The sequence below is a fragment of the Bradyrhizobium sp. AUGA SZCCT0222 genome (assembly GCF_018130205.1).
Classification (GTDB): domain Bacteria; phylum Pseudomonadota; class Alphaproteobacteria; order Rhizobiales; family Xanthobacteraceae; genus Bradyrhizobium.
On the sequence record NZ_JAFCLX010000076.1, the window covers coordinates 1 to 25141 of the forward strand.

At 60.3% G+C, this 25141-nt stretch carries 23 protein-coding genes and 3 pseudogenes; 10 read left to right on the top strand and 16 right to left on the bottom strand.

What is annotated here, in order from left to right:
• Positions 1–80 (bottom strand): annotated as a pseudogene (locus JQ629_RS35290) (transposase); the annotation flags it as partial.
• A 663-nt stretch (positions 81–743) separates the two neighbouring features.
• Here JQ629_RS35290 and JQ629_RS35295 point away from each other — a divergent pair.
• Entirely contained in the window at positions 744–1007 is a 264-nt protein-coding gene (locus tag JQ629_RS35295) for a hypothetical protein (RefSeq protein ID WP_212416557.1), read from the top strand.
• A 168-nt stretch (positions 1008–1175) separates the two neighbouring features.
• Positions 1176–1349, top strand: coding sequence for a hypothetical protein (locus JQ629_RS35300; RefSeq protein ID WP_212416540.1), 174 nt, complete (start codon positions 1176–1178; stop codon positions 1347–1349).
• Positions 1350–1660: 311 nt separating this feature from the next.
• Here the strand turns inward: JQ629_RS35300 and JQ629_RS35305 are convergent, their stop codons facing one another.
• The 4 genes from JQ629_RS35305 to JQ629_RS35320 all read right to left on the bottom strand — a co-directional run bounded on the left by JQ629_RS35305 (position 1661) and on the right by JQ629_RS35320 (position 4200).
• Positions 1661–1840, bottom strand: a complete 180-nt coding sequence (locus JQ629_RS35305) for a hypothetical protein (protein ID WP_212416541.1) — start codon at positions 1838–1840, stop codon at positions 1661–1663.
• A 2-nt stretch (positions 1841–1842) separates the two neighbouring features.
• The gene (locus tag JQ629_RS35310; protein WP_212416542.1) at positions 1843–2070 is read right to left on the bottom strand and encodes a hypothetical protein; all 228 of its coding nucleotides are present in this window, start codon (positions 2068–2070) and stop codon (positions 1843–1845) included.
• Positions 2071–2093: 23 nt separating this feature from the next.
• On the bottom strand, positions 2094–2846 hold the full coding sequence (ligD, locus tag JQ629_RS35315; protein ID WP_349631367.1) for a non-homologous end-joining DNA ligase: 753 nt from the start codon (positions 2844–2846) through the stop codon (positions 2094–2096).
• 739 nt (positions 2847–3585) lie between these two features.
• Positions 3586–4200 (bottom strand): cell envelope biogenesis protein TolA, encoded by a 615-nt coding sequence (locus tag JQ629_RS35320; RefSeq protein ID WP_212416543.1) that lies wholly within the window; start codon positions 4198–4200, stop codon positions 3586–3588.
• Positions 4201–4761: 561 nt separating this feature from the next.
• Here JQ629_RS35320 and JQ629_RS35325 point away from each other — a divergent pair.
• The 7 genes from JQ629_RS35325 to JQ629_RS35355 all read left to right on the top strand — a co-directional run bounded on the left by JQ629_RS35325 (position 4762) and on the right by JQ629_RS35355 (position 12289).
• On the top strand, positions 4762–5397 hold the full coding sequence (locus tag JQ629_RS35325; protein WP_212416544.1) for a cytochrome c oxidase assembly protein: 636 nt from the start codon (positions 4762–4764) through the stop codon (positions 5395–5397).
• 2 nt (positions 5398–5399) lie between these two features.
• Positions 5400–6512, top strand: a complete 1113-nt coding sequence (locus tag JQ629_RS35330; RefSeq protein WP_212416545.1) for a c-type cytochrome — start codon at positions 5400–5402, stop codon at positions 6510–6512.
• On the top strand, positions 6509–7435 hold the full coding sequence (gene coxB, locus JQ629_RS35335; RefSeq protein WP_212416546.1) for a cytochrome c oxidase subunit II: 927 nt from the start codon (positions 6509–6511) through the stop codon (positions 7433–7435). Before JQ629_RS35330 ends, coxB begins: the two co-directional genes overlap by 4 nt.
• Positions 7432–9966: a cytochrome c oxidase subunit I gene (gene ctaD, locus JQ629_RS35340; RefSeq protein ID WP_212416547.1), complete on the top strand. Its 2535-nt coding sequence runs from the start codon at positions 7432–7434 to the stop codon at positions 9964–9966. Before coxB ends, ctaD begins: the two co-directional genes overlap by 4 nt.
• Positions 9963–10316, top strand: coding sequence for a hypothetical protein (locus JQ629_RS35345; RefSeq protein WP_212416548.1), 354 nt, complete (start codon positions 9963–9965; stop codon positions 10314–10316). Before ctaD ends, JQ629_RS35345 begins: the two co-directional genes overlap by 4 nt.
• A gap of 65 nt (positions 10317–10381) precedes the next feature.
• Positions 10382–11734 (top strand): PQQ-dependent sugar dehydrogenase, encoded by a 1353-nt coding sequence (locus tag JQ629_RS35350; RefSeq protein ID WP_212416549.1) that lies wholly within the window; start codon positions 10382–10384, stop codon positions 11732–11734.
• 18 nt (positions 11735–11752) lie between these two features.
• Positions 11753–12289 (top strand): DUF421 domain-containing protein, encoded by a 537-nt coding sequence (locus JQ629_RS35355; RefSeq protein WP_349631368.1) that lies wholly within the window; start codon positions 11753–11755, stop codon positions 12287–12289.
• A gap of 62 nt (positions 12290–12351) precedes the next feature.
• Here JQ629_RS35355 and JQ629_RS35360 read toward each other — a convergent pair.
• Both JQ629_RS35360 and JQ629_RS35365 read right to left on the bottom strand, forming a co-directional pair.
• A pseudogene (locus JQ629_RS35360) lies at positions 12352–13238 on the bottom strand (NAD(P)H-hydrate dehydratase).
• Positions 13235–13996, bottom strand: a complete 762-nt coding sequence (locus tag JQ629_RS35365) for a histidine phosphatase family protein (RefSeq protein ID WP_212416550.1) — start codon at positions 13994–13996, stop codon at positions 13235–13237. The pseudogene JQ629_RS35360 and the gene JQ629_RS35365 overlap by 4 nt, the downstream one beginning before the upstream one ends.
• 569 nt (positions 13997–14565) lie before the next feature.
• On the opposite strand from JQ629_RS35365, the pseudogene JQ629_RS37405 reads away from it, so the two are divergent.
• Positions 14566–14737, top strand: a pseudogene (locus JQ629_RS37405) (ATP dependent DNA ligase); the annotation flags it as partial.
• 22 nt (positions 14738–14759) lie between these two features.
• On the opposite strand, the gene JQ629_RS35370 reads toward JQ629_RS37405, so the two are convergent.
• The 9 genes from JQ629_RS35370 to JQ629_RS35410 all read right to left on the bottom strand — a co-directional run bounded on the left by JQ629_RS35370 (position 14760) and on the right by JQ629_RS35410 (position 24506).
• Positions 14760–15224 (bottom strand): metallophosphoesterase family protein, encoded by a 465-nt coding sequence (locus JQ629_RS35370; protein WP_212416559.1) that lies wholly within the window; start codon positions 15222–15224, stop codon positions 14760–14762.
• Positions 15221–15724 (bottom strand): NUDIX hydrolase, encoded by a 504-nt coding sequence (locus JQ629_RS35375; protein ID WP_212416551.1) that lies wholly within the window; start codon positions 15722–15724, stop codon positions 15221–15223. Before JQ629_RS35375 ends, JQ629_RS35370 begins: the two co-directional genes overlap by 4 nt.
• 68 nt (positions 15725–15792) lie before the next feature.
• Positions 15793–16455, bottom strand: a complete 663-nt coding sequence (locus tag JQ629_RS35380) for an HAD family hydrolase (RefSeq protein WP_212416552.1) — start codon at positions 16453–16455, stop codon at positions 15793–15795.
• Between the two features lies 1 nt (position 16456).
• On the bottom strand, positions 16457–16792 hold the full coding sequence (locus tag JQ629_RS35385) for a hypothetical protein (RefSeq protein ID WP_212416553.1): 336 nt from the start codon (positions 16790–16792) through the stop codon (positions 16457–16459).
• 7 nt (positions 16793–16799) lie between these two features.
• Entirely contained in the window at positions 16800–17723 is a 924-nt protein-coding gene (gene ku, locus JQ629_RS35390; protein ID WP_212416554.1) for a non-homologous end joining protein Ku, read from the bottom strand.
• Positions 17724–18298: 575 nt separating this feature from the next.
• On the bottom strand, positions 18299–19303 hold the full coding sequence (locus JQ629_RS35395; protein WP_212416555.1) for an ABC transporter substrate-binding protein: 1005 nt from the start codon (positions 19301–19303) through the stop codon (positions 18299–18301).
• A 545-nt stretch (positions 19304–19848) separates the two neighbouring features.
• Entirely contained in the window at positions 19849–21630 is a 1782-nt protein-coding gene (locus JQ629_RS35400; RefSeq protein WP_249135502.1) for an adenylate/guanylate cyclase domain-containing protein, read from the bottom strand.
• Between the two features lie 209 nt (positions 21631–21839).
• Positions 21840–23264: a citrate transporter gene (locus JQ629_RS35405; protein ID WP_249135503.1), complete on the bottom strand. Its 1425-nt coding sequence runs from the start codon at positions 23262–23264 to the stop codon at positions 21840–21842.
• A 270-nt stretch (positions 23265–23534) separates the two neighbouring features.
• Positions 23535–24506 carry an ABC transporter substrate-binding protein gene (locus JQ629_RS35410; RefSeq protein WP_212416556.1) on the bottom strand — a complete coding sequence of 324 codons (972 nt, stop codon included), beginning with the start codon at positions 24504–24506 and terminating at the stop codon, positions 23535–23537.
• Positions 24507–25141 lie beyond the last annotated feature (635 nt).

The following is a 25141-nucleotide window of genomic DNA, read 5'->3' on the forward strand; positions in this document are numbered from 1 at the left end:
CCTTTGATGCTCCATCGACTGAAGCGCCGGAACACGCTGTTCCAATCCCCAAACGCCTCCGGAAGATCGCGCCAGGGACTCCTTTGAGGGCATGGGTGCAGAGCGCACCGCGCGCCTGCAGCCCTGCCCGTCGGCGAGACCGGGGTAGCAAGGGCAAGGGCGGGCGGGGCGGAGGGGGATCACCCGGCCTGCACAAGCGGATTCACATGGTGGAAGCTGTCCGGTCTTGGCCTCCGCGCGGAAGGTCGGGGAGACCGCCCCGGCCGGTCCCGGATCTTCCGGGACTTCACCCTTGCCCGCGCGAGGGCGGAGCCCTTAGCACCCAACAGCAAGAGGCACCCGCAGGAGGGTCAGCACAGCGCCGACGCGATAGCGGCGGGACCCGGGAGCGAGTGCAGTCGCGAGACCGGTTAAAAAGGCACCCGAACGAAGGGCAGTGATAGCGACGCCGGCATGAAATGACGGCGGGACCGAGGGCGAGTGCCTCCGGCGAGCGGCTCATGATCGCGCGAGGGATCGAAGCCGGGTGGCCGAGACGTTTTAAGGCTCGGTTCACGAGAGCCCGGTGCGGCACTTGCCGCACGCGCCCAACCAAAAAGCCAGGAAGACCAAGTTCAGGGACTGGGTGTCGGCGCTTCAATGATTCGAACCAAACCGTGAGTTCCACCATTGCGAATCCCAGCCATGTGTTATCGGCCGGAACGAATGACGGACAAAACGATTCGCCGTTCAGGAGCCATTTCATGCTGATGACACGTGAACGAAGACCGGCGATACGAACGATGCGCGGATGGGCGATTGACGTGCTTCAGCACGCTGGCGCCATCCGCGAGTGCGAGGAGCACGGTTGGATGCAGGACCGCGCCGATCCGCATGCATGGGAGCGAGCGATCGATATCGCCCGTGAAGACCCGCCGGCAGGGGTCTCCCCTGATGCCGCGGCGGCCGAGGTTCTAGACGTCCTGAACTCGATCGGTGATACCTGCCTGGAATGTCCTCCTGATTAGTAGGACCGGTGCCGAGCACGATCCCAACCTATTCCTCTATGGGCGCAAGAGACGCAAGGAAGGAGAGATATGGAGGCATCCCGAGACCGAGATGCGAGCGGCCTAGCTGTCACCTCCGAATAAGGAACTCACGAGTGGTTCGGCAATTGATGTTCTTTGGAGGCGCAAATGGCAGTCAACAAACCGACCGGCGACAAGGCCCGTAAGGGCGCGGTAAAGAAACGCACCCAGCTCAAGAACCCGCTGACCAAAACATCGACCAAACGCAACAAGACGGGCGGGCAGTTCATGGCCGTCAAGAAAAGCGCCAAGAAGTTCAAGGGTGTCCGCAAGGAGAAGTGATGGGCCGGTTCTTCCTCGGAATCATCATGATCAGCGTTCTGATTCTACTGGGGATGCACGTGATTGCCCTGTAGGATTCTTGAGCCCCTCAGCGCGCACGCATTGGCAAGGCATCCCCGCGCCACATTGGCAGCCACTCTCTTTGGAGGACCATGCTTTGTCAGGGTGGTTCTCACAGACGAAGCCTATCCCCAGGCAGATCGGACAGTCAGAATCCATCTCGCCTCATACGAACGCGCGGCCCCTGCTCCAGAGGTCGCAGGTATACCGCGCGCCCACGACGGCCACCTTGGGGGGCTAGGCCGCCAATCCTATTCTTTGTTTTCACGGGCCAGACGTTCCGCCTTCAGCCGTTCAAAGTTCGACCGGAAAGCGTCATCAACCTTCTTTCTGGCGGTGAGGTTCTGCTCCGCATCCCAACGGGCTTTTTCTTTCTTTGCCACGCGCTCTTCTTTGGTGGGCTGCTGCTTGTCTTTGTAGATGTATTCCATACCTAACCCCACCTAACGAGTTGCAGATGGTTTGGCTGTTTACGGTAGCTTTCGATCGCACGGTTTGACAGCATGAGTGTTCGCCGCTCGCCCTTAAGCATCTGTGATTGAATGTTCCTGAGAAGGAATTCAGCGGATTGCTGCTGATCGGCAAGCTCGCCTATTCCCTCCAGGTAATCCCAGGCGATTTGAAGCGAGTTTTCGATCAGGGTTGGAAGCGGTTCGGTCATGAAACAGGAACGCCGTCCAGACCTTAACGTTCCTTTTTGCTCAGTCCCTTAAATGAGCTTTGCCGCAGCAGCCCTTCCGAGGTGATATCCCGGTACTCGATATCTGCGATGAACACCGGGTCGACCCACGTCGCCTTCGGTTTCTTCACCTGCCTGGTTAGCTTGGACTTCGGGCTCACCACCGTATCAAGCTGCTTGCGGATTCGGCTCGAGACCGTGCGGGACCATCCCGTCCCCACCTTGCCCATGTAGACAAGCTCTTTGCCTTCCTTCTTCCCAAGATAAAGAGCGGCAACACCGGTAGGATCTTTGACGAACCCAATGACCGGGAATTTTCCCTTCTGGACGGTTTTGATTTTCAGCCAGGCCTCGGTGCGCTCCGATCGGTATGGCGCGTCCGCGCGCTTGGAGATGATGCCTTCCCAGCCAAGCTTGGCGGCATGCTCGAACATCTCCTGGCCGTCGCCGGTCAGGTGCTCGCTGTAGAGCACCGGCATGTCGACATCATTCTCCCCCATCAGGTCGACCAGCATCTGCTTGCGCTCGATCTGGGGCAGCTTCCTCAGGTCGCCATCTCGCCAGAGCAGGTCGAAGGCGTAGTAGACCAGCCGGTCTTGCCCGCCCGCGGCGAGTTCGGCCTGGAGTTCGGAGAAGTTGGTCCGGCCTTCATGGACGACGACGACCTCGCCATCGATGATGGCCTGGCCTGAGATATCGAAAGCGCCGGCAATGATGGAGAACCGCTTGGTCCAGTCGAGGCCGTTCCGCGTAAACACGCTTTTTTTCCGGGGTTGATATGGAGCTGGACGCGGTAACCGTCGTATTTGATTTCGTGAATCCATTGCTCACCCTTGGGAGCCTTGCTCTTCAGGGTCGCAAGCTGGGGCTTAATGAACCCCGGCATTTCCGCACGCTTGAACATTACTCAACTCAACAAAACGCCAAACTAACATGAAAATGGCCCGCCGCATCGGGGTTGGAATGCGACGGGCCAGGTAGATGTGCCCTTGGGGAGGGACAGAAATAGAAGCCCCCAAAAGGAATCCGTTCCCGAGTCCGCTAGAGGACAAACCCAATGGTATCAAGGGTTTTTGGAATGGAACCCAAGGTTCCTTCTGCATTATATCGCCCGTGGATGGGAGGTTCAGATGGACGTAACCCGCTGCCCGAAGTGCAAAAGGCGACTGATGGCAATGACGGACCGGACCGGAAAGACCGAAATGCTTTGTGTCAGGTGCGACAAGGTCGATCCCATGAAAGTCGACATCGCGAAGTGGGCTGATAGCTCCCTAGCGCCGCCAGCCGCCTAACCGATACGCTGAGGCTTGTCTAAGAAATGTGAGCGGTTATCAGCCGCGTCTCTTCGAGCCGAAGCTGACGGCTAAGCAAGCCTCCGCCGTATCGACTCTCTGAAGGCAGCGATTGAGTTGGCCAATCACCAAGCATTGCTGCTCCGTCAGAGACCAATGCGGGTTGATGGGGCTGCTCGTGGGTGCTGCCGGCTAGAACCGTTAACTAACCCCGCGCGCGCCGCAGCGTAGCTTCCAATCGCTCCTTCTCCTTATCCCAGCGGGCTTCTTCGGCTCGCGATCTCTTCTCGAGAGCCTCGAGCTCGGTTTGGATGATGGCGGCCCGCTTCGCGTGCTCCTGCTCAGCCTTTTCCAACGCAGCCTGCGCCTTGTCGACCGCCTGCTGCCGGCGTTCACGCTCCTTCTGCCTGGCGGCCTCTTCGCTCGCCCGTTCACGCTCGCGCCTCTTCTGCTCCTTTTCGAAGGCGAGCGCGGCCTTTCGCTCCGCCGCTTTGTCGACCGGCCGGGAGGATGCCTTCGCCTTATGTCGTTTCGGCTTGCGGACGGCTTTCGCCGCTCTTCCGCTGTCGGCCAGATTGGTGGGCAGTTCGGCATGCTCGCCAAAGGATCCATCGGATCCGACGGGCCGCCTGAGAACGACGCCAGGCTTCTTCATGGCCGCAGCGATAACGTCAGGATCGTCGCTTTCCTTCGCCGCCCCCTGGTGAAAGAGATTGCTGTCGGCGCCCCACGCTTCCAGCGCCGCTTTCATGGACGGAGCGGCGATCGCCAAATCAAAGAAGCCCAGCGAAGTCTGGTAGGTTTTCAGTTTTCTCGCCATGGAAAGCCCCCGCATTACCCACTGACCGCTACCGTGGGATCAGCCGTTTTGTCTACCTCGCCCTCCGGCTGGCCTGCGATAAATCTCGCCGCATCCAGCTTGTCGTAACGAGCTCTCAGGAACCCGCCGCAAAGCACACCGATGGTCGCGATGCCCACCTTCCCTGCTGCTTCGGCATCGTAGGGCGTGTCCTCAATCGCGACGGCGTCGACGGCTTCGGTCTTAAGCTTCTTGAGACGACCCCGAGGATGTCCGGCGCCCGTTTCGATTCTTCTACGTCGTCGAAAGAAGTTTTCAGGCCCACCAGGTCGGCGATGCCTACGATGTCGAGATCCTTGTTTGACATCATCCTTCTTGGCCGAGGAAGCAAAGGCGATCTAAGTTTGGCAACCGCCTCACCGACGAGGCGCGCCCGCTCTAGGGACTCTCACAGAGCATTGGTAAAGATGGCACCAATCGCGATGCCTTCCTGCCAGCGTCAATCTGTCACGACAACCAAATCGGGACCGAACCGTTAGGCTAATCGCGTTGTTTCAGCGATTTTCCAAGGCAAGAGGGGCTATGCAATCTCGACCTCCGCAGGTTGCTCTTCTTGCGAGCGGCACAGGCGTTTTCGCGGTCGTCGCGCTGATCGCGGGCTTCTTACAATTCGGGCCGCACACCCAGCACATGACGGCCCATATCCTCACGATGAACGTCGCGGCCCCGATACTCAGCGCAATCGTGCTCGCGCGCCGCACGAGGCCTGCTCGGGGCGTTTCCCTGCTTTGGCTCGCAACATTTGTTCAGATCGCCCTACTTTGGAGCTGGCACGCACCCATCGCGCAAAACCTCCTACACCATGCACCTGCCGGGATGGGCCTGATGCACGTCCTACTGTTGATGGCTGCCGTAGCATTTTGGACGTCCTTGTTCTCCCTGCCCGCCTCCTCGCGCTGGCAGGCTATTCCGGCACTCCTGGTCACGGGCAAGTTGGTCTGCCTGCTCGCCGCTCTCCTCGTCTTCGCGCCGAGAGCGCTGTATGGGCCCTCGGCCCATGCCGCACCCAGCTTGGACGATCAGCACCTCGCGGGGCTTTTGATGCTTGCGGCCTGTCCGCTCAGCTACCTCGTCGTGGCTGTATTCTTGACGGTCCATTTGATCGGCGCGGGCGAACCTTCAGGCGCGCCCCCACAGATTCAACGAACCGTCAGCTAGTCATGCGCACCCATCCAACGGTGCGCATCCGCATCGTCCTGCTGGCCGGAATGGCAGCTCTGATCCTTGGCGTGCTGTTCATGTGGTCGGGCATCTACAGCGTCGCCGCAAGTCGCGGGCATTGGGCGGTGACCGAATGGTTGCTGACGTTCGCAATGCGCAATTCCGTCAAGACGCACGCACTGACAATCGAAGTGCCGCGGCTCGACAATGCCGATCTCGTGACACTCGGCGCGGCGCATTTCCATGGCGGCTGCGCCTATTGTCATGGCGCTCCTGGCGTCCCCATCAACCCGATCGCACAGGCCATGCTGCCGCCCCCACCGGACCTTGCGAGAGACATACGACCGTGGCGCGACCGCGAGCTGTTCTGGATCATCAAGAACGGTATCAAATATACGGGCATGCCAGCGTGGTCGGCCCAGCAGCGCGACGACGAAGTGTGGGCACTCACAGCATTTTTGCGACGGCTTCCTAGCTTAGACGCCGCACAGTACCGCGAACTCGCGCTTGGAGGCCTGCGAGTGCCACCGCAGAGCGGTGAGAGCCTTGCCACGAGCGAGACGACGGCTCCTGCGATCGGCGCGTGCGCTCGCTGCCACGGTGCCGAGCAGTCGCGGCCGGTCAGCTCCCTGGTGCCCGTTCTGCACGGGCAACCGGAGGCGTTCATGGTTGCGTCGCTCGAGGCTTATGCAAGCGCGCATCGCGCAAGTGGAATCATGCAGCCGGTCGCGCGCGCGCTGAGCAATGACGATTTTCGAGGTGCGGCAAACTACTATGCGAACCTACGTACGCCGCCTCCGCCACAAACATCAAAGGATGCCGCCGCTATCGAGCGAGGACGCATGATCGCGATGAATGGCGACGCGAGCACTCGAGTCCCTGCCTGCGTGGGCTGCCACGGAGAAGATGCTCTAAACATCTATCCTCGCCTGGCCGGGCAAAATCTCCCATACCTGCTTAACCGACTTCGTCTCTGGAAAGCTGGCCTCGCACCGGGCACCGCAACTGACACCATCATGGCCCCGATCGCGCGCGCATTGAGTGAGTCGCAGATCGAAGACGTGGCGTCATACTACGCTTCGCACGTTCTTCCTTCAGGTCAGCCGCGATGAACGGATTCTTTCAGTCCGTACTTGCGCCGCACGGTCCACAAGCCGAACAGATCGCGATGCTTGCCTGGGTGCTGTTCGCATTCGGTTCGGTCATCCTGGGGCTGGTCATCGCGGCAACGTGGCTCTCGGTGCGCGGCGCGCCGCGCATACGCGGGGCGCTCGCCCAGGAACGCTCAATCATCGTGTTGGGCCTGGCTTTGCCTGTGGTCACGCTCACCGTCTTGTTGGGCTACGGCGTATGGCTCACGCGCGTGCAGGCCGGCCATACGGACGGTGCCGTTCGCATCGAGGTGACCGGTGAGCAATGGTGGTGGCGCGTTGTCTACGCGGGTCCAACGCCCGTCGTGAGTTCGAACGAGATCCGGATTCCCGTGGGCCAGCCTGTCGATTTTACGCTCAAGGCGGCAGATGTGATCCACAGCTTCTGGGTCCCCAGCCTCGGCGGCAAAGTCGACATGATCCCCGGCCGCACGACGCGCCTGCGGCTGACTGCCGAACGCGCAGGTGTTTATCGCGGTCAATGCGCGGAATACTGCGGCGGTCCGCATGCGCTGATGGCTCTCAATATCATCGCCATGCCACGCGGCGAATATGACGCCTGGCTTGCCCGTGCAGTCGAACCGAAGGCGGCTCGCCTAACCGATATCGAGCAACGCGGCCGATCTCTTTTCCTGGCAGCCGGCTGCGGCACCTGCCATGTCGTGCGGGGCACAGATGCCGCAGGGACAATTGGTCCCGATCTGACAGATTTCGGGGCGCGCGGTTCCGTTGGGATCGACACCCTGCCGCTGACGGCCGAAAATGTCGCGGGCTTCATCCGTGAAGGCCAACACATCAAGCCAGGCAACCTTATGCCCGAATTTCGCATCTTCTCACCGGCTGAGCAGACGGCACTCGTTAATTATCTGATGGCCCTGCGATGAGCGAACCGTCAAAACGGAGCTTGGGAGAGCGCCCAAACAGCCTGCCGCGGCCTAAGCAAGAATTGGAAGAGCTCAAGGCCGCCTGGAAGCTGCCGAAGGGGTGGCGGATCGTCAGCGCGGTCAACAACACCGTCATTGGCTATTTTTACGTGGCCGCGGCGCTGCTGTTTTTCCTGCTGGCAGGAATCCTGGCCCTCCTGATGCGCCTTCAGCTTGCGATACCTGGCAACACGTTCCTGTCGCCGGAGACGTATAATCAGATCTTCACGATGCACGGCACCGTGATGATGTTCTTGTTTGCCGTGCCTGTCGTCGAAGCCATGGGCATTCTCCTGCTACCGCAAATGTTAGGCGCGCGAGACCTTCCGTTTCCGCGCCTCGGCGCCTTCGCATTCTGGGCCTACTTCGTCGGAGGAATCATATTCTTCGGCACACTGTTCTACGATCTCGCCCCATCCGGTGGCTGGACCATGTATCCGCCGCTCACAGGCGCGCAGTATTCCCCCGGGCTTGGCGCGGATTTCTGGCTCCTCGGCATAGGTTTCATTGAAATATCCGCTATCGCGGGCGCGATCGAACTGATCGTCGGCGTATTGCGGACGCGGGCACCGGGCATGACGCTCGACCGTATGCCGATCTTCGCCTGGACGATGCTGGTGTTCGCCGGAATGATCGTCTTTGCGTTTCCGGCTGTCATCCTGGCAACGCTGCTGCTTGAGTTCGAGCGCGCCTTCGGCTGGCCGTTCTTCATCCCGCAGAAGGGCGGTGACGCCCTGCTATGGCAGCATCTGTTCTGGTTCTTCGGCCACCCGGAGGTCTACATCATCTTCCTGCCGGCTGCCGGCATGGTCTCGATGATCGTACCCACGATGGCCCGCACGCCGTTGGTCGGGCACCGTTTGATCGTCGTCGCCTTGATCGCGACCAGCTTTTTCTCTTTCGGCCTTTGGGTGCATCACATGTTCACCACTGGCAACCCCGCGCTTTCGTTGAGTTTCTTCTCGGCTGCCAGCATGGCGGTCGCGCTGCCGACCGGCATCCAGGTTTTCGCATGGATAGCGACGATCGCATCCGGACGATTGCAGATGACGACCGCATCGCTCTTCGTGCTTGGTTTCCTGTTCATCTTCACTTTGGGCGGACTAACTGGCGTGATGGTCGCAATGGTGCCGTTCGACTGGCAGGTGCATGATACCTATTTTGTCGTCGCGCATTTCCACTATGTGCTGGTAGGCGGCATGGTGTTTCCGCTGTTCGGCGCTCTGTATTATTGGGTGCCCGCCTTCAGCCGCCGCGTGCTCTCGGAGCGCCTCGGCAAGGCGACATTCTGTCTGATGTTCATCGGCTTCAATGTTGCTTTCTTCCCGATGCATATCACCGGGCTCATGGGCATGCCGCGCCGCGTCTACACGTATCCGGCCGTTGCAGAGTGGGGCGTGCTGAACATGATCTCGACGATCGGAGCATTCCTGTTTGCGGCCGGTGTCCTCGTTTTCCTGGTCGATCTCGTCCGAAAATTGCGGCCAACCCTTTCCGAGCCGGTCGGGGACGTCTGGAAGAGCGCCTCGCTCGAATGGATGCACAACGACGTCTACGGGCCCCGCAGCGTTCCGCTGGTGACGAACCGCAATCCACTTTGGGACCAGCCCGGGCTATCCGAGGAATCGAAACAGGGCCGTCATTATCTGCCGGGTACAATAACAGGGCGGCGCGAAACCATCATCACCTCCCCGATCGAGGCGACCCCACAGGCGCTTCAACGTCTGCCCGGGGATGGCTGGACGCCGCTGCTTGCCGCTGTCTTCACGGCCGGTTTTTTCATGCTGCTCACCGTCAATCTTGTCCCGCTGGCAATCATCTCGGGCGTGCTCGCGCTGGTGATGATCGTGATCTGGATGTGGAGCAGCGATCCCGAGCCGCTCCCTCGTGCCGAGATTGGCCACGGCATCAAGGTTCCGACCTATGTCAGCGGCTCCCTTTCGCATTCCTGGTGGGCGATGGTCGTCTTGTTGTTAGTGGCCGGCTCGCTTTTCTTGTCTCTGATATTTTCCTACCTGTTCTTGTGGACGGTCTCTCCGCAGATCTGGCCGAAGCCAGAGCAAATGCCGCAATCCACCTGGCCATTCGTTTCGGCTCTTTTACTCTGCGCAAGCAGCGGCTTGATCATCGTGGCAGGCCGCATTCTTCCGAAGCGACTTCGCGACCGGGCAACCTTCGTCGCTGTAATTAGCTTGGCGGTCGCGTTGCTTTGCGGAGGTCTCGGCGTCGAGGTCCTCTCGCACTGGCGTGCCGGCCTTCGTCCGGAAGCCGACGCGCATGCGGCGCTCGTTTATATGACTTCGTTTCTTCAGCTTCAGCTTGTGCTTGCGCTCGTTGTCATGGCGGGCTTTGCCGTCGCGCGCTGCCTTGCCGGCTTACTGAGCCATCGGCGGCGTGTCGTCTTCGACAATGCCGCACTGCTTTGGCATTACACGGTCGCACAAGGCTTGTTCGGTCTCCTGCTCGTGCACGGCTTTCCGAGGATCGCATGACCGCGCCGCGCACCCGGCCTCTTGCTGATTTTCTGCGTATCGTCGTAGGACCGGTTGTCTGGTTTTTACATCTTGTCCTGCTTTACGGCGCGGAAGCTCTGCTTTGCATGCCGCCGGTCGGCTCCGGGCGCGCAACGATCTGGATCGGGGTTTCCGCGACTGTGGCGGCGCTCGCAGCCCTGGTCCTGGCGGCAGTTTCAGGGCTAAGGGCGGACAAACGAAGCAAGCACGCGGGTGCGACATTTTTGCGCGATACCACGCTGTCCCTCGCGCTTTTGTCCGCCGTAGGCGTGATTTGGAATGCTCTGCCTCTGGCTCTGGTTCGGGCCTGCGCGCTGGCAACACCCTAGTCGGAACCGGCGTCTCTCGGTGCGGTTGTCAGGGAGAGGCGCGCCGCGCCGTCCGGAGGTCCCTCATGACAATCACCCGCACACAAAAGCTGGCCGGCCTTGGTGTCGTCGGCGTCCTTGGTGCCCTTGCCTTGCTGTTTTCCGTCTGGGGCGACAGCTCAAAAATCTCGGAAACGGCAACGATCGGCCCCAATCCGACGCTTCCTGAGCCGGTCACCACCCTGATCCCAACCGTTGATATCGCGCCCGCCAAGGGCTGGCCGGAAGGCGTCAAGCCGACGCCTGCAAGCGGCCTCGCCGTGACCGCGTTTGGGAAAGGTCTGGACCATCCGCGCTGGCTGTTCGTGCTTCCGAATGGCGATGTCCTTGTTGCGGAGACCAACGCACCCAAGCGCGAAGAGCGCTCCGGCCTCAAGACCTTTGTGATGAACCAGGTCATGAAGCGCGCCGGCGCAGGGGTACCGAGCGCAAACCGGCTCACACTCTTGCGCGACACTGATGGCGACGGCATTGCCGAGACCCGCACGGAATTCCTCAAGGACTTGAACTCGCCGTTCGGGATGGCGTTGATCGGCGATCACCTTTACGTCGCCAACACCGATGCTGTCGTGCGTTTCCCTTACAAGGAAGGCGTCACGCAGATCAGCGAACCCGGCACGAAACTCGCCGAGCTGCCGGGCGGAACGTTGAACCATCATTGGACCAAGGGGCTCGTGGCAAGCAAGGACGGCGCAAAGCTTTATGCCTCTGTCGGCTCCAACAGCAACGTCGCCGAGAATGGTATCGAGAAAGAGGACCGGCGCGCCGCTATCCTTGAGATCGACGTAAAGAGTGGACAGTCGCGCGTGTTCGCGAGCGGTCTGCGCAATCCAGTCGGCATGAGCTTCCATTCGCAGACCAACGAGCTTTGGACGGTCGTCAACGAACGCGACGAGCTGGGCAGCGATCTCGTCCCGGATTATCTGACTTCCGTGAAGGACGGCGGGTTTTACGGCTGGCCCTACAGCTATTTCGGCAAGCACGTCGATACCCGCGTCAAGCCGCCGCGCCCCGATATGGTCGAGAAGGCAATAGTCCCGGACTACGCGCTCGGCAATCACGTCGCGCCGCTTGGATTTACCTTCGCATCTGGCGACCTAATGCCGGGGCAATTGCAGAACGGCGGATTCGTCGGCCTGCATGGTTCGTGGAATCGCACGCCGCTTAGCGGTTACAAAGTCATCTTCGTGCCCTTCAAGGAAGGACAGCCCGAAGGCAACCCGATCGAGCTTCTGACAGGCTTCGTCAACAAGGACGGTGACGCTTACGGTCGGCCCGTGGGCGTCGAAATCGACAAGAAAGGCGCCCTTCTCGTCGCCGACGATGTCGGCAATGTGGTATGGCGCGTCGCGCCGCAAAGCCGCACTGCCGCGAACTAGCTGGCGGAGAACGAGAGCGTGGAGAAACTTTTCGCTGTCGATTGGGCCGAATTGGTCATTCCAACTCATTCAATCGGCGAGATGCTCGTGCGCGGCACGGTGACCTACCTGGCGCTATTTCTGATTCTTCGCTTTGTGATGAAACGCCAGACCTCCACGATCGGCATCGCCGATATTCTTGTTGTGGTGGTGATTGCCGATGCTGCTCAGAACGCATTCTCCCGGGAGTACAAGTCGATCACAGAGGGGCTTGTGCTGGTTCTGACAATCGTGTTCTGGGACTTCGCGCTCAATTATTTGAGCTATCGCTATAAGCCCTTCGCGCATCTGCTCGCGCCTACGCCGATGCTCCTCATCAAAGATGGGGACATGATCAAGCGCAACATGCGCAAGGAATTCATTACCGATGATGAATTATCCAGTGAGTTGCGGCAACAAGGCGTCGAGGACGCCCGTGACGTGAAGGCTGCCTGGCTCGAAGGTAACGGCGAGATCAGCGTCATCAGGAACGACAAGGAAGATGCGCCCAAGCGGAGACGGCAACCCGTTGCTTGACGCGGGTAACGTAATCTTTCTGTCTTTGGCTCGACCATCGTTTTCGCGCGATCCGCCAACAGCTACCGTTGAGTGAGCCCTTCCATAATCGCAGGAATCTCTCCGGGAATCTCGCGCGCCAGCAACCCAAACTTACCGTGTCTTAGCGCCAGTTTGCGGCCGGCTTGACCATGCATGTAAACCGCCCACGCGGTCGCCAGACTGGCCTCCACGCCTCTGGCGAGAAGGCCTGCGAGGATGCCTGCCAATGTGTCGCCCGATCCGGATGTAGCCAGACCAATCGAGCCATTTCGAGAAAGCCAAGCTGACCATTTTCAGCAACGACATAGGTTTCGGCACCCTTCATCGCGACGATTGCCGACAAAGCGGCAGCAGCCCGTCGAGCGGCTTGCAAGGGGTCATTGTCCACCTCGTCGCGATCGGTTTTAAGAAATTTTGCCATCTCTCCCGAATGCGGCGTGACTATCATTCTGCCGGTACGGCCGCCTTGCGGTACGGCATCAGCCCGGAGCGTTGAGAATGCCAGCGCGTCGAGGACCAAGGCCGGACGCTCGAGATGTTTCAGCATCGCCTGCGTCAGCTCGGCGACCGCATCGGGGTCTGTCATGCCTGGGCCGATCAGCACAGCATCGCAGTGCGCACCGAGTTCGATCAACCGCTCCGCGCTCGCCGGATCTATACCGCCCGCCTTGGTTTCGTTGCATCCGATAACCATGGCCTCGGGCATGGCCACCCCCAATTGAGCAACATGCGACCGGCAGGTGGCGATCTGCAGAATTCCCGCGCCAGCCCTGAGCGATCCTAGTCCGGCCAGCAATGCGGCGCCCGGAATCTCCACGCTTCCGGCGATGACAAGCACACAACCTCTCGCCTTTTTGTCGCCCTCCCTCTCGGGTTCCGGCAACGGATGATCCAGCAGGAATTCCCGGGTGATCTCGGTGACGCTCATCGTGCAGCGACGTTTGCATCGGGCAAGGAAGTCACCGGCGCCCCTTCTCGTTCGAGCGGTGCAACGAAATTGTATTTCGTCAGAACGAGCGATCCTCCTTCTTTGTTCTCGTCAAAGACATATTCCGTCACGGCACAATTGGCTACGTCGGCCTCGGCATCGATGGCAAGAATGGTTTTCTCGTCCATCTTCTCGAGAAGATAGCGCATGCATAGCACCACGACCTGATGCGCCACGATCAGCACGTGCTTACCGCCGTAATGCAGGCTGATCGTATCGAGCACGCTACGCAGCCGCAAAATCACGTCGCACCAGCTTTCGCCAGCCGGGGGACGATAATAGAATTTTCCGACCAACTGCCGCGAAGCAGCCAGTTCGGGGTGGCGCTGTTCAATCCCGAGTCTTGTCAGGCGATCCAGAATTCCAAATTCCTTCTCGCGCAGTCGCTCGTCGATGACCAGGCTACAAAAGTTGGCAGAGAAACCCGAGGCTTTGCCGATGGCCGCCGCAGTCGATTGCGCGCGTAGATAAGGCGACGTCAAAACAATCTCTGGTCTTTCCTCCGGGGGCAGCGCCGCGAACCAACGGCCCAACGCGTTCGACTGCCTTTGACCAAGAGTACTTAGCGGAACGTCGACATCCCGGGCCGAAATGTCAATGTCAGGTAGGCCCGCGGCATGAGCGGCGTCACGTGCGACGTTGCCCGCGCTCTCGCCGTGCCGGACAACCCAAAGCTTTGACGGCCATCGCTTGCTCAACAATGTTCTCCCGCCTGCACCGCGGACGAGAGGCCAGCACTCCGGCTGCCGCTTCACCGTCTAAGGCATTTTGAACTAACAAATGTGCCGGCTTGGCGTTCCCAACGGGCACAACAGGATTGGCAGGGCGGCAGGATCTCCCCGCCTCTCAATGACGATGAAAGGATTAAGACCGTGGCACCTGCTGCGGCTGCGAAGGCGCACCAACAGAACGAAACGAAAGCGGTACAAGCGAGCACGTCGGCAGTTAGTCAAGGCCATCAAGAAGCCGGACCCATTAATGGGCAGAGGCTAACCCCCTACGTCCAGCGAGCGTTTTGCAACCAACGGTGCGAAGACGCGTTGTCAATTGCACCGCCGGGTGACAACCGGACGCAACGGGGACGTTGGACGCTGGGCATTTTTCCGGTTTCTGCCCGCGACATCAACGCATTGGTACGCGCTGACAACTAACTCGTTCCCGGCGAGTGCACCCCTCACAGGAGGACATTGCATATGAGGGTCATCGGAAAAGACGCCCCCCGCTTTGACCGGTCGAAGGCGCCCAAGCTCGCTCCTAAATCACCTCTCCTGCCAAGGTGGAGGACGAGGCCGCCACGACCTGGGTCAAGCCCTCGCTGGTTGCCGAGGTCAAATGAGTGGACGGGCAAAGGCGAACTGCGCCAGCCCGTCTACCTCGGACTGAGGTCCGATAAGCGGGCGAAGGGTGTCGTGCGCGAACGAGAACGTTCGCGTAAATAGCGACCCCTTCGCGGCGGTGCGTTCAGTCGCCTCCAAGATCGTGAATTTCCGGTCGTATGCCCGCAGGCGTGACTTCGAGCGTCGCAAGCGTGATCGGCAGTTTGAAGCGCCGCCGTCCCGCGCTGCCGGGATTCAGGTAGAGAACGCCGCCGACCGTGTCGATCTTCGGTACGTGGGAATGTCCGGAAATGATCACGTCGATGCCGGCGCCGGGGTCGACCTGCAGCGTCTTCAGGTCGTGCAGAACGTAGATCGACTTTCCCGCCAGGCGCACCAGTTTCGTATCGGGGTATTCGTGGGCCCACTCGCCGTTGTCCACGTTTCCACGGATGGCGGTGACCGGCGCGATCCGGCGAAGCGCGTCGACGATCTCGGGGCGCCCGATGTCGCCGGCGTGGACGATGTGATCGACGCCCACCAGGCGCTGTTCCGCCTCGGGCCTCAACAGGCCGTGCGTGTCCGAGATGATTCCAATCCTGAACATTATTTCTCGGCGCTCTCTCCCGTCATCGCCAAAAGACGATCGAGAAGTTCGATTTGCCCCGAGAGCATCTTCGTTCGTGCGAACTCGATATCGAACCATTCCGCGCGGTCGACTTCAGGAAAGTTCTGTCGCTGACCGCTTCGGGGCGGCCATTCGATAGCGAACGTATTGCTCGCCAGTGCCGCAGGGTCAAAATGGCCCTCACCGGTGAATGCGATGACGCGTTTTCCGCCTCGCTGGCGAACCTCCCCTAAGGCCCGCAGCCGACCAATCGAGGCGCTGCTGCCGAGCTCCTCGGCAAACTCACGTCGCGCGGCCTGCTCTGGATCTTCCGCCGCATCGATTTCACCCTTCGGGATAGACCAGGCGCCGTCGTCCTTCTTGCGCCAGAACGGGCCGCCGGGGTGAACGAGCAGAACCTCGAGCCCGCGAGCGCCTTTCCGGTAGGCCAGAATGCCGGCGCTCAACGTCGATCGCTTGGAAGTCTTTGTCAGCGCTGCCATATCGCTTGTACTTTGAGACGCAAATCGAGGCTGACCAAGGGTGCAGGATCTGAGGCAGCGACGCCTGGCTACTTGCGCAGCAACGAACGTTCGAAAAGGGCTAGTAGCGCAGCAGGCCCCGGATATACCTCGACGCATCCGGCTTGCCTCAGCGAACTCTCGGCAAACCCGCCGCAAAGCACACCGATCGTCGCGATGCCAGCCTTGCCCGCCGCTTCAGCGTCATAGGGCGTGTCACCGATCGCGACAGCGTCGGCGCCTTCGATCTTGAGCTTTTTGAGCGCGATCTCGAAGATATCCGGTGCGGGTTTGGATTCTTCTACATCGTCCGAGGAGGTTTTCAGGTCCACCATGTCGGTGATGCCTGCGATGTCGAGATACTGGTCGACTTCATCCTTCTTGGCCGAGGAAGCAACGGCGACCCGAAGTCCAGCGTCGCGCACGCGTCGCAGCAAGTCCGGAACCGCCGAGAAGGGACGGACGAGCGGCAGATACTCGGTCTTGAAACGATTGCCGCGCCACTCTTCCAGTTCTTTGCCGTGGTCTCGCCGTTCGTCAGCGGAAAGGAATACGGGAATGAGCTTGTCTCCGCCCTTTCCGATCTGGCCCCTCACCTGTTCGAAACCTGCATCGTGGCCAAACTTGAGCATGGCTTCCTGCCATGCCAATGCGTGAAGATCCACCGAGTCCAAAAGCGTGCCGTCGAGATCGAAGATTGCGGCTTTTGGCAATTCACATTCCTCCCTGGTCGGAGCGAGCTAGTTTCGCATACCACTCGGCATAAACTGTGTTCTTCGCCATGTGCCGGTTGAGATCTGGCGATCCGTCGTCCCACCACACGGGACCACGCTCGCCGAGCGCCTGCTTAACCTCATCCACCGCCCGATGCGCCGTTGCTTCGGCGTCCGGATCGGCCGCTTTTCTGGCGCCGCGTACCGCCCGCCGGGCCTCCATCAGCCAACCGACGAGCTCGGCTCGCTCAGCCTCGTCGAGACCGGGATTCGCCATCCGCCAGAGCCTGCCGCGGACGACGAAGTAGCGACCGTCCGGCGTCACCGGGTGCTTCACGATCCGCTTAAGCCGACTTCCGCTGCGGCTTGGCGGCCGGCTTCTTCGCTGCGGCCTCCTTCGCTGGTTTCTTGCCGGCGATCGGCATCAGCATCTCTTTCTGACCGCTTGCGACCTTGCGTGCCTTCTTGGCCGGCTTGGAGTCCTCTACCGCCTTTGCGCCGCCAATACTCTTGCGCAGCGCGTCCATCAGGTCCACCACATTCTCGCCGCGGGGACGCTCTTTCGCGGTGATCGGTTTGCCGGCGCGCTTCTGGTTGATGAGATCGAGAAGGGCGGTTTCGTACTGGTCTTCGAACTTGTCCGGCTCGAAGTGGCCCGCCTTCTGGTTGACGATGTGCCTGGCGAGATCGAGCATGTCCTTTGTGACTTTGACGTCCTGAATATCGTCGAAGTATTCCGCCTCGGACCGAACCTCATAAGGATACCGTAGCAGCGTGCCCATCAACCCTTTGTCGAAGGCTTCAAGCGCGATGATGTGCTCACGGTTGGTCAGCACCACCCGCCCGATGGCAACCTTGTTCATCTCCCGGATGGTCTCGCGGATCACTGCATAGGCGTCGTGGCCGACCTTGCCGTCCGGACAAAGGTAGTAAGGACGAATGATGTAGCGCGGGTCGATCTCGCTGCGCTCAACGAACTCATCGATTTCGATAGTCCGCGTCGATTCCAGCGCTACGTTCTCGAGCTCCTCCTTCGTCACCTCGATGAAGGTGTCGGTGTCGACCTTATAGCCCTTTACGATGTCCTCGTTGGCGACCTCCTCGCCGGTGTCGGCGTCCACCTTGGCGTACTTGATGCGGTGACCGGTCTTCCGGTTGAGCTGGTTGAAGGAGACCTTTTCGGATTCCGACGTGGCCGGATAAAGCGCTACGGGACAGGTGACGAGGGAAAGGCGCAGGAAGCCTTTCCAGTTAGCGCGAGGGGCCATGACGGGGGAACTCCAATACTGATGCTGGATTCAAGACGAATGGCCCGGCTTGGTTCCGACATCGTGAACTTTCCAACAGGTGGATTTTTTCACAGAGCGGGCCCGATCGGACTCGACTTTTGTTCTCTTTATGTTCTAATTCGGAATGATCGACCGACCCGCGAGTTGGCGCATGCCGACCCCAACAGATGGAAAAACTGGCGGCTGAAGCCGCCCGCAGACCGAACCCCTCCACTGCGGCTCCGGATGCGCCGCTCCCCGCCGAATACTGGGACTCGGTCCTCAAAGACCCTCGCGCCGATGCGACCGGGGCCCAGATGCGGCAACGGCGTCTCAAAGTGCCTTCGCAATGTAATCTCTCCAGTGGCCAGTCTGGGGCAGGTTGGATTTCGGATTCGCTGGAGCGAGAGGAACTGGGATCCAACCTTCTCCGCGAACTCCATAGAGTCCCGAGTACTAACCCGCATCCGTGGCCGTTACGTCCGCTTCACACATAAAAGCGGACATGGGTAGTTGCTGATGCGATGTCGGTTAAGTGCCATAACCGGACTCATGCGCCGCAGCAAACGGCCTCTCTATTCGATGACCTCATCGGCGCGTGCGATAACATTTGGCGGGATTTCGAGGCCGAGCGTTTTTGCGGTTTTGAGGTTGATGGCGAAGAGGAACTTGGTCGCTTGCTGGTACGGAATTTCGCCCGGCTTGGTTCCGCGCAAAATCTGATCGATTTGCCCGGCCGCGCCTCTATAGGCTTCGGAGAGCTTGATACCGTAGGCCATCAACCCACCGGAAGAGACGAACTCCGGATAGGCGTACATCGCCGGCAGGCGGGCGGCCGTTGCCAGCTCGGAGATAAGCCCGCGGTTTGCGATGTTCTCGCTCTGATCGCTCGCGAGGAGCGCTTGCGCGCCTGCATCGGCTATCGCCAGGATGACTCGGCGATACTCCGGCTCCTGAAGAGAACCATGAAGCTGCGGCCCAACAAAGTTCAGGCCTTGCCGTTGCGCAGCCTCCCGAAGGGCCGGCCCGTACCACGAGTCCCAAGTCTCGTGGTCCGCAAGGAAGCCTATGCGGGAGAGGCCAGGGATAGCTTCTTTCAACAGTTCGAGGCGCTTCCCCCAAACCTCTCGACCAGCGTCGACGCTGACTCCCGTAATGTTACCACCGGGCCGCGCCAAGCTCGTCGCAATGCCGGCAGCGACCGGATCGGCCGAAATGCCGACGATCGGCATGGTTAGGGTGGCGGCTTTTAGCAACAAAATCATTTCGTTCTTTCCCGACAGGATCACGTCTGGCCCGCGACCTACAACCTCACGGGCCAGATCGGCATATTGCGCGGTCCGCCCCTCGGCGGAATATCGCTCGACACGTAGGTTTTGGCCTTCGATATAGCCGAGGCGGCGAAGCTCCGCGAAGAACGCGGGGAACCACGGGAGACGGTCGCTCGCCTCGGTCATCTCGGACACGGGGTACGACGGATGGGCAATGGCAATGCGGTAAACCTTGCCCGCCTGCTGCGCCTCAGCGCGGCTGAGCGCGGCGGTGCAAACGAGACCGGCAATGAACGCGCGGCGCCTCATTTGATCCCCTCCTTGGCTCCTGAGCCGGGAGCGTAACAGCGCTTTAACTTGCGCTATCTTATCACGTCGGAATGAGGGCGGGCGTGCTAAACTGGATATACCGGCTCACGATCACGGCCGTTCTGGCCGACTGCCAAATGTCGTTCGCCCCTCGAGCTGTAAGCAGACGTAGATGCGTATGAGTCCTGTTTCGAGACGGCTCATTTCAGGCCACGCAGGATATGGTGAAGTCGCTCAGAGTTTGGGACACCGCGTCTATCCTGCTCGGCGCGCCAAACCGATGTGGAGCGCCGCCCGGCGGGCACTCCAGTTCCTCGGGGTTATGCCACGCATCGGTCCGCTTGCATCGCAAACAGCGGGTTGCGACTAGAAGCAGCGACGCACGTCGGGTTCGGGTCATTCGCGTCGGTTTGACCGGACCACGGCGACTTCCGGTCTACCCCGGTGAACGGACATTCTCAGGATAGGCGGGCATGTCTCAAAGGTGCCATTAGCGGAAGTCATTCGATCATCGTCGCCACCCCGGCGAACACTGGCTGTGACGGTCATTCGGGCAGCCCGGCTTGCCGCAATCCCTCTTCGAATCGCGAAAGGTCTTCGGCACGCCGATAAGGGCTCAGCACGTCTTTGAGATTGGAAACACGTAGCACGGGATTGAGTTGCCGCAGCCGAGCCATTGCCTTATGTGCTTGCTCCGGTCGTCCGGCCATTGCATTGCTTGCGGCAGCCTGGCGTAATGCAGGCTGGTAGTCCGGATTGTGCTGCAATGCCATTGCCGCCCAGGATGCCGCCTCGTCATAGCGGCCCAGGAAGAAATGTGCAAACGCGGTCCCGTTTCGCATTGATGTCAGCCGCGGATCAAGTGGGCTCAGGCGCATGGCACGTGCGAAGCGCTCGATTGCCCGTTCCGGCTCGCCGAGAAAGTTTTTTACCCAGCCGCCGAAATTCCATGCCTCGGCCAAATTGGAATTGAGCACAAGCGCGCGATCGATCAAGGCGGCGCCTACCTCGAGATCGCGAACAACATACACCAACGCATACCCGCCGGCGGCGAGCGCGATCGCGTCATCCTTGCCCAACTCAACCGCCCGTTGGGCGAGCCTCTGCACCTCGGCAATCTCGTTCGCTGTGTCTGAAAACCAGCCACTGTAAATGGCAATGACGTAGCACAAGGCGGCACGACCGTAGGCGGCCGCAAAATCCGGGTCGAGCTCGATCGCGTTGTTGAACAGGCGCACTGCCTCCTCGTTCGCTTGCCGGTTGCCAAACTGATATACCTTGGCCAAACCGCGTAAATAGAGGGCATAGGCGTCGAGACTCTCGGTCGGCTTGCGCTTGGCACGCTCGATCTCGGCTTTTTCTACCGCTGGCGCGATCGCCCCGACAACGCGCTCGGTCACCTGGTCCTGCAGATCGAAGATGTCGCTGAGACCACCATCAAACCGTTCTGCCCAAAGATGTGCCCCAGTGGCGGTATCGACGAGCTGTCCCGTGATGCGCACCCGGTTTGCCGCCTTGCGAACGCTGCCTTCCAACACGTAGCGCACCCCAAGCTCGCGCCCGACTTGCTTCACATCGACGGCGCGCCCCTTGTAGGTGAAGCTCGAGTTGCGAGCGATGACGAACAGCGCCTTGAAATGAGACAGCGCCGTGATGATGTCCTCGACCATTCCATCGGCAAAGTAATCCTGTTCCGGATCACCGCTCAGGTTGGTGAATGGCAGAACAGCGATGGAGGGCTTATCAGGAAGGGCAAGGGCGGGTTTCGATTCTGGCGAAACTGTCGTTTTCGATTCCTTCGCGCCAGAAATCGCAAACACTTGCACCGGTCGCGCGATGTTCTTCAGTGCGATCTCGCCCTTGTCGTCGAAACACACGTTGATCCGGTCACGGACCTGATCGTGAACAGCCCGAGAGATCGAAATGCCTCCCGGCACAGCGATGCTTTCGAGCCGCGCTGCAATATTGACGCCATCGCCGAAGATATCGCCGTCGTCGAGGATGACGTCTCCCAGATGGATGCCGATGCGGAACTCGATCCGCTTGGCCTGGGATATCTCCGCGTTCTCGTCAGCCATGCCGCGCTGAACTTCGACGGCGCATCGCGCTGCATCGACGGCACTGGCAAATTCGACCAGCATACCGTCGCCAGTGGTCTTGACGATGCGGCCGCGATGTTTGGCGATTGTGGGGTCGACAAGCGTTTTTCTGAAAGCCTTCAGTTGCGCCAGCGTGCCTTCCTCGTCAGCACCAATCAAGCGGCTGTAACCGGCGACATCCGCCGCCAAGATAGCCGTCAGTCGCCGCTCTACCGGCTCGCTGCTCAAGGCGCACCCCCGGTTCGGGAAGCTAGATGTCCATCATAGCAGATCGTGGGCCGCTGTCCGCCAGGACCAATGTCCGATCAGGGTCAAACTGAGAAGTCCGGGCGTTCAACCCGCAAGTCGGCTTTAGCCCCAACTCCGGACATCGCGCTGCACCGCACTAATCGACGCTATGTGCCAATTGCCCGACGTTCCATCCGCGCTAGCTCGCCTTACGGTCGGCCAGCTGCTTCCAGTTGATGGTTCACATCCAGCGCGACACGTTTTTTGTGTGGAGCATCAGGATTCCAGCCAACGACCGCGAACATCACGAAGAAGCCCACGATATACGCCACCACGACAAACCAGCCGTGCCGCAACCACAGACCGACCGACTTGGCCTCCGGGTACATGTTGGAGATCGCAACCCCCGCGGACGAGCCGAACCAGATCATCGAACCCCCAAAGCCCACGGCATACGCGAGAAAGCCCCAATCGTAGCCGCCCTGCTTGAGCGCGAGCGCCGTAAGCGGAATGTTGTCGAACACCGAAGAGAGGAAGCCGAGCCCGAGCGCCGTTTGCCACGAGGCGACAGGCAATTCCTCGACGGGCATAAAGGACGCATTGGTGACAAGGGCCAGCAGGAATACCGTGCCCTTGAAAGTTTCCGGCATGATCGCCCAATCCGGCCGACGGAGCGGCGCGGCCGCGAAAATGACGCTCCACACAGCAAGTCCGATCACGGGTACCGCATCGAGCAGCGCCGGAAATTTCAGATTGGCGGTGACATTGGCTGCAATGGCGATGGTCAGGATGGCGGCGACAATTCCCACATAGGTCCAATCGATCTGCAGGCCACGCTGCGCATCCTTTTGGATTGGAGAATGGCGGTGTTGTACCCATGAGGCCGGTATCCCGTAGATCAGGAAGCCGGCGACGGCGGCGACGTAGGCCTCGACGACACGCAGCGGGCTGATGCCGTCGATCCACATCATGGTGGTGGTGGTATCGCCGACGACGCTGCCGGCGCCGCCGGCATTGGCGGCCGCGACGATGGCGGCAAGGTAACCGATATGCACTTTGCCGCTGAACACGTGCCGCGCCATGGTGCCGCCGATCAGGGCGGCGGCAATGTTGTCGAGGAAGGCCGACATCACGAACACAATCGCAAGCAGGACCAGGCTACCGCCCCAGCCGTCTGGCAGCAACGCCGGCATCACGTCGGGGATTCGGCTGTTCTCGAAATGCCGCGACAGGATGGCGAAACCCATCAGCAGCAGAAGCAGATTGGCGAGGACCACCCACTCGTGGTGAAGCTGGAGGGTCAGGCCGTTCAGGCCCTCGCCTTGCCGGAAGCCGGTAAACAGCAGCTTGTAAAGCGTGACGGCCACAAGCCCGGTCAATGCCACCTCAAGCGTCCTATGGTGGAACACGGCTACGCCGAGCAGCGTCAGCCCGAACAGGATGAAATCAATGGGAATGCCAAATAGGTAGACGGGTTGGGCCGAGTACGCGCCGGTCGCGGCTGCGGCTGGATGTGCGAACAGGATGCCTGGGAGGGCCACTACGGCCGCAACAAGCAGCGGTCGCACGTTCGCGGCCCGCCCGGCGAGTGATTGGGCACGGAGGAGTTCTTCGTCTGACGGTGAACGGTTCATGGGCGCACGCTCTCCGCGTGGCGGCCCGACCATCGCTTGACCTGTCACTGCCACATGCAGCGAGCACCCGGCTGCCGTTCTACACAGTCACGGTAAGAAGGCAACCTTATCCAGAATGTCACTTGGACAATGTCCGCGTTGGGTCAAAAGCGCTGTTCTGATCTTAGGCCAGCCACATCCGTTTACTCGAACAACAGACATCATCAGACCGACCCGGGTTGGTCCGGTTCGTGCCATGAACGGACCCATGCACCGCTGCAACTCGCGGCTTCACTCGATCACCTTGTCGGCGCGCAGCAAGATAGATGTCGGCACGTCTATCCTCAGCGCCTTTGCCGTCTTGATATTCACCACCAATTCAAATTTTGTTGGCTGCTCAACGGGGAGATCAGCCGGGCTTTCGCCGCGCAAGACCCGGTCGGCATAGGTCGCAAGCCGGAAATAGGTTGCACGCTGGTTTGCCCCATAGCTCAAGAGCCCACCTGCATCGCTATACTCACTCCATCCGAACATCGAGGGCAGTCGCTGCTCGACGGCAAACTGGGCAATTCTGGTCCGGTGCAGCATTGTTGCGCCTTCTGGGAAGACGAGTATCGCGTCTGCGCGCGCGTTGCCTGCCACTGTAAGCGCGTTGTCTAATTCACGTGCGCCGAGAAATGGGACATAGACCGGATCGATGCCTAGAGCTTGAGCGGCCTGGTTAGTGGCGCGCCATTCCGACCGTTCTCCCGGATGATCGGTATTCGATAGTACCGCAAGGGTGCGCAGCTGCGGGAATATATCCTTTAGCAGATCAACTCTCTTTCCGGCCAAATCGAGCGAAAGGAATGTGCTCCCCGTGAAATTAGTACCCGGCCGAGCGAGGCTCTTGACGAGGCCCAACTCGACCGGATCGCCGCTGATGGCAAACAAGACGGGAATGCCTGTTGCCGCCCGCAGCGCGCGTATTGCTGGACCGCTACACACGACCAGGTCCACGTTGCCGCGAGTCAATTCGGATATCACCCCGCGGAGCGCATCGGGATTGCCTCGCGCAAAGCGAAGCTCAAAGACAACGTTCTTTCCCTCGATGTAGCCACGCTCGCGCAATCCTTCGCGAAATCCATCCAGAAATGGATCGGGTTGATCTTCGGTCGAAACCCAAAAGACGCGACGCAATTTTTCCGGCTGTTGCCCGCGCGCGGAAAGCGGCCACGTGGCCGCCGTACCCACGAGAAAGCTGATGAAATCGCGTCGTCGCACGGCGCCTCCGAAGGAAACGCGTTAATCGATGCTCCCAAACTATCACTTTCCGAACCGGTGGTCAGTTGGAAACGACGTCCAATCGACCAGCCTCTATGTCTGTCCGGGTCATTCGCGTGGTTGACAGGACCACGGCGACTTCCGGTCTACCCCGGTGAACGGACATTCTCAGGATAGGCGGGCATGTCTCAAAGGTGCCATGGACAGCTCATGTGCGGCCTCGGGAAGCTTATCGTAGTTTCCTCCTGCCCACCGATGTTCTATCCTGACGTTCCTTCTGGCCACGTAACCCTTCTCCGCGAGACCTCTTTCGAACGCCGCCTCAATATCGGAGAGCCCCCTGTCGGGTGAACCGGCGGATAGCACACCAATGACAGGCATCGCTGGCTGTTGCGCACGTTTGGCCAGCGGCCACGTCGCCGCCGTGCCGCAGAGAAGCGTAATGAACTCGCGCCGCCTCATATCTGCTCCCAAGCTCAGCTGACGGCATCGTAGCGGTTTAGTCGGGCGCATTGATAGCCATAAAAGCCATTGCAGCACTGCACAGCTAATCGCTGTTGGGTCATGTGTGGACGACGCCCGCATTGCAAGGAGATTCTGACGTTCGGCTTGCGGTCGGGTGCAAGTCATGTGTC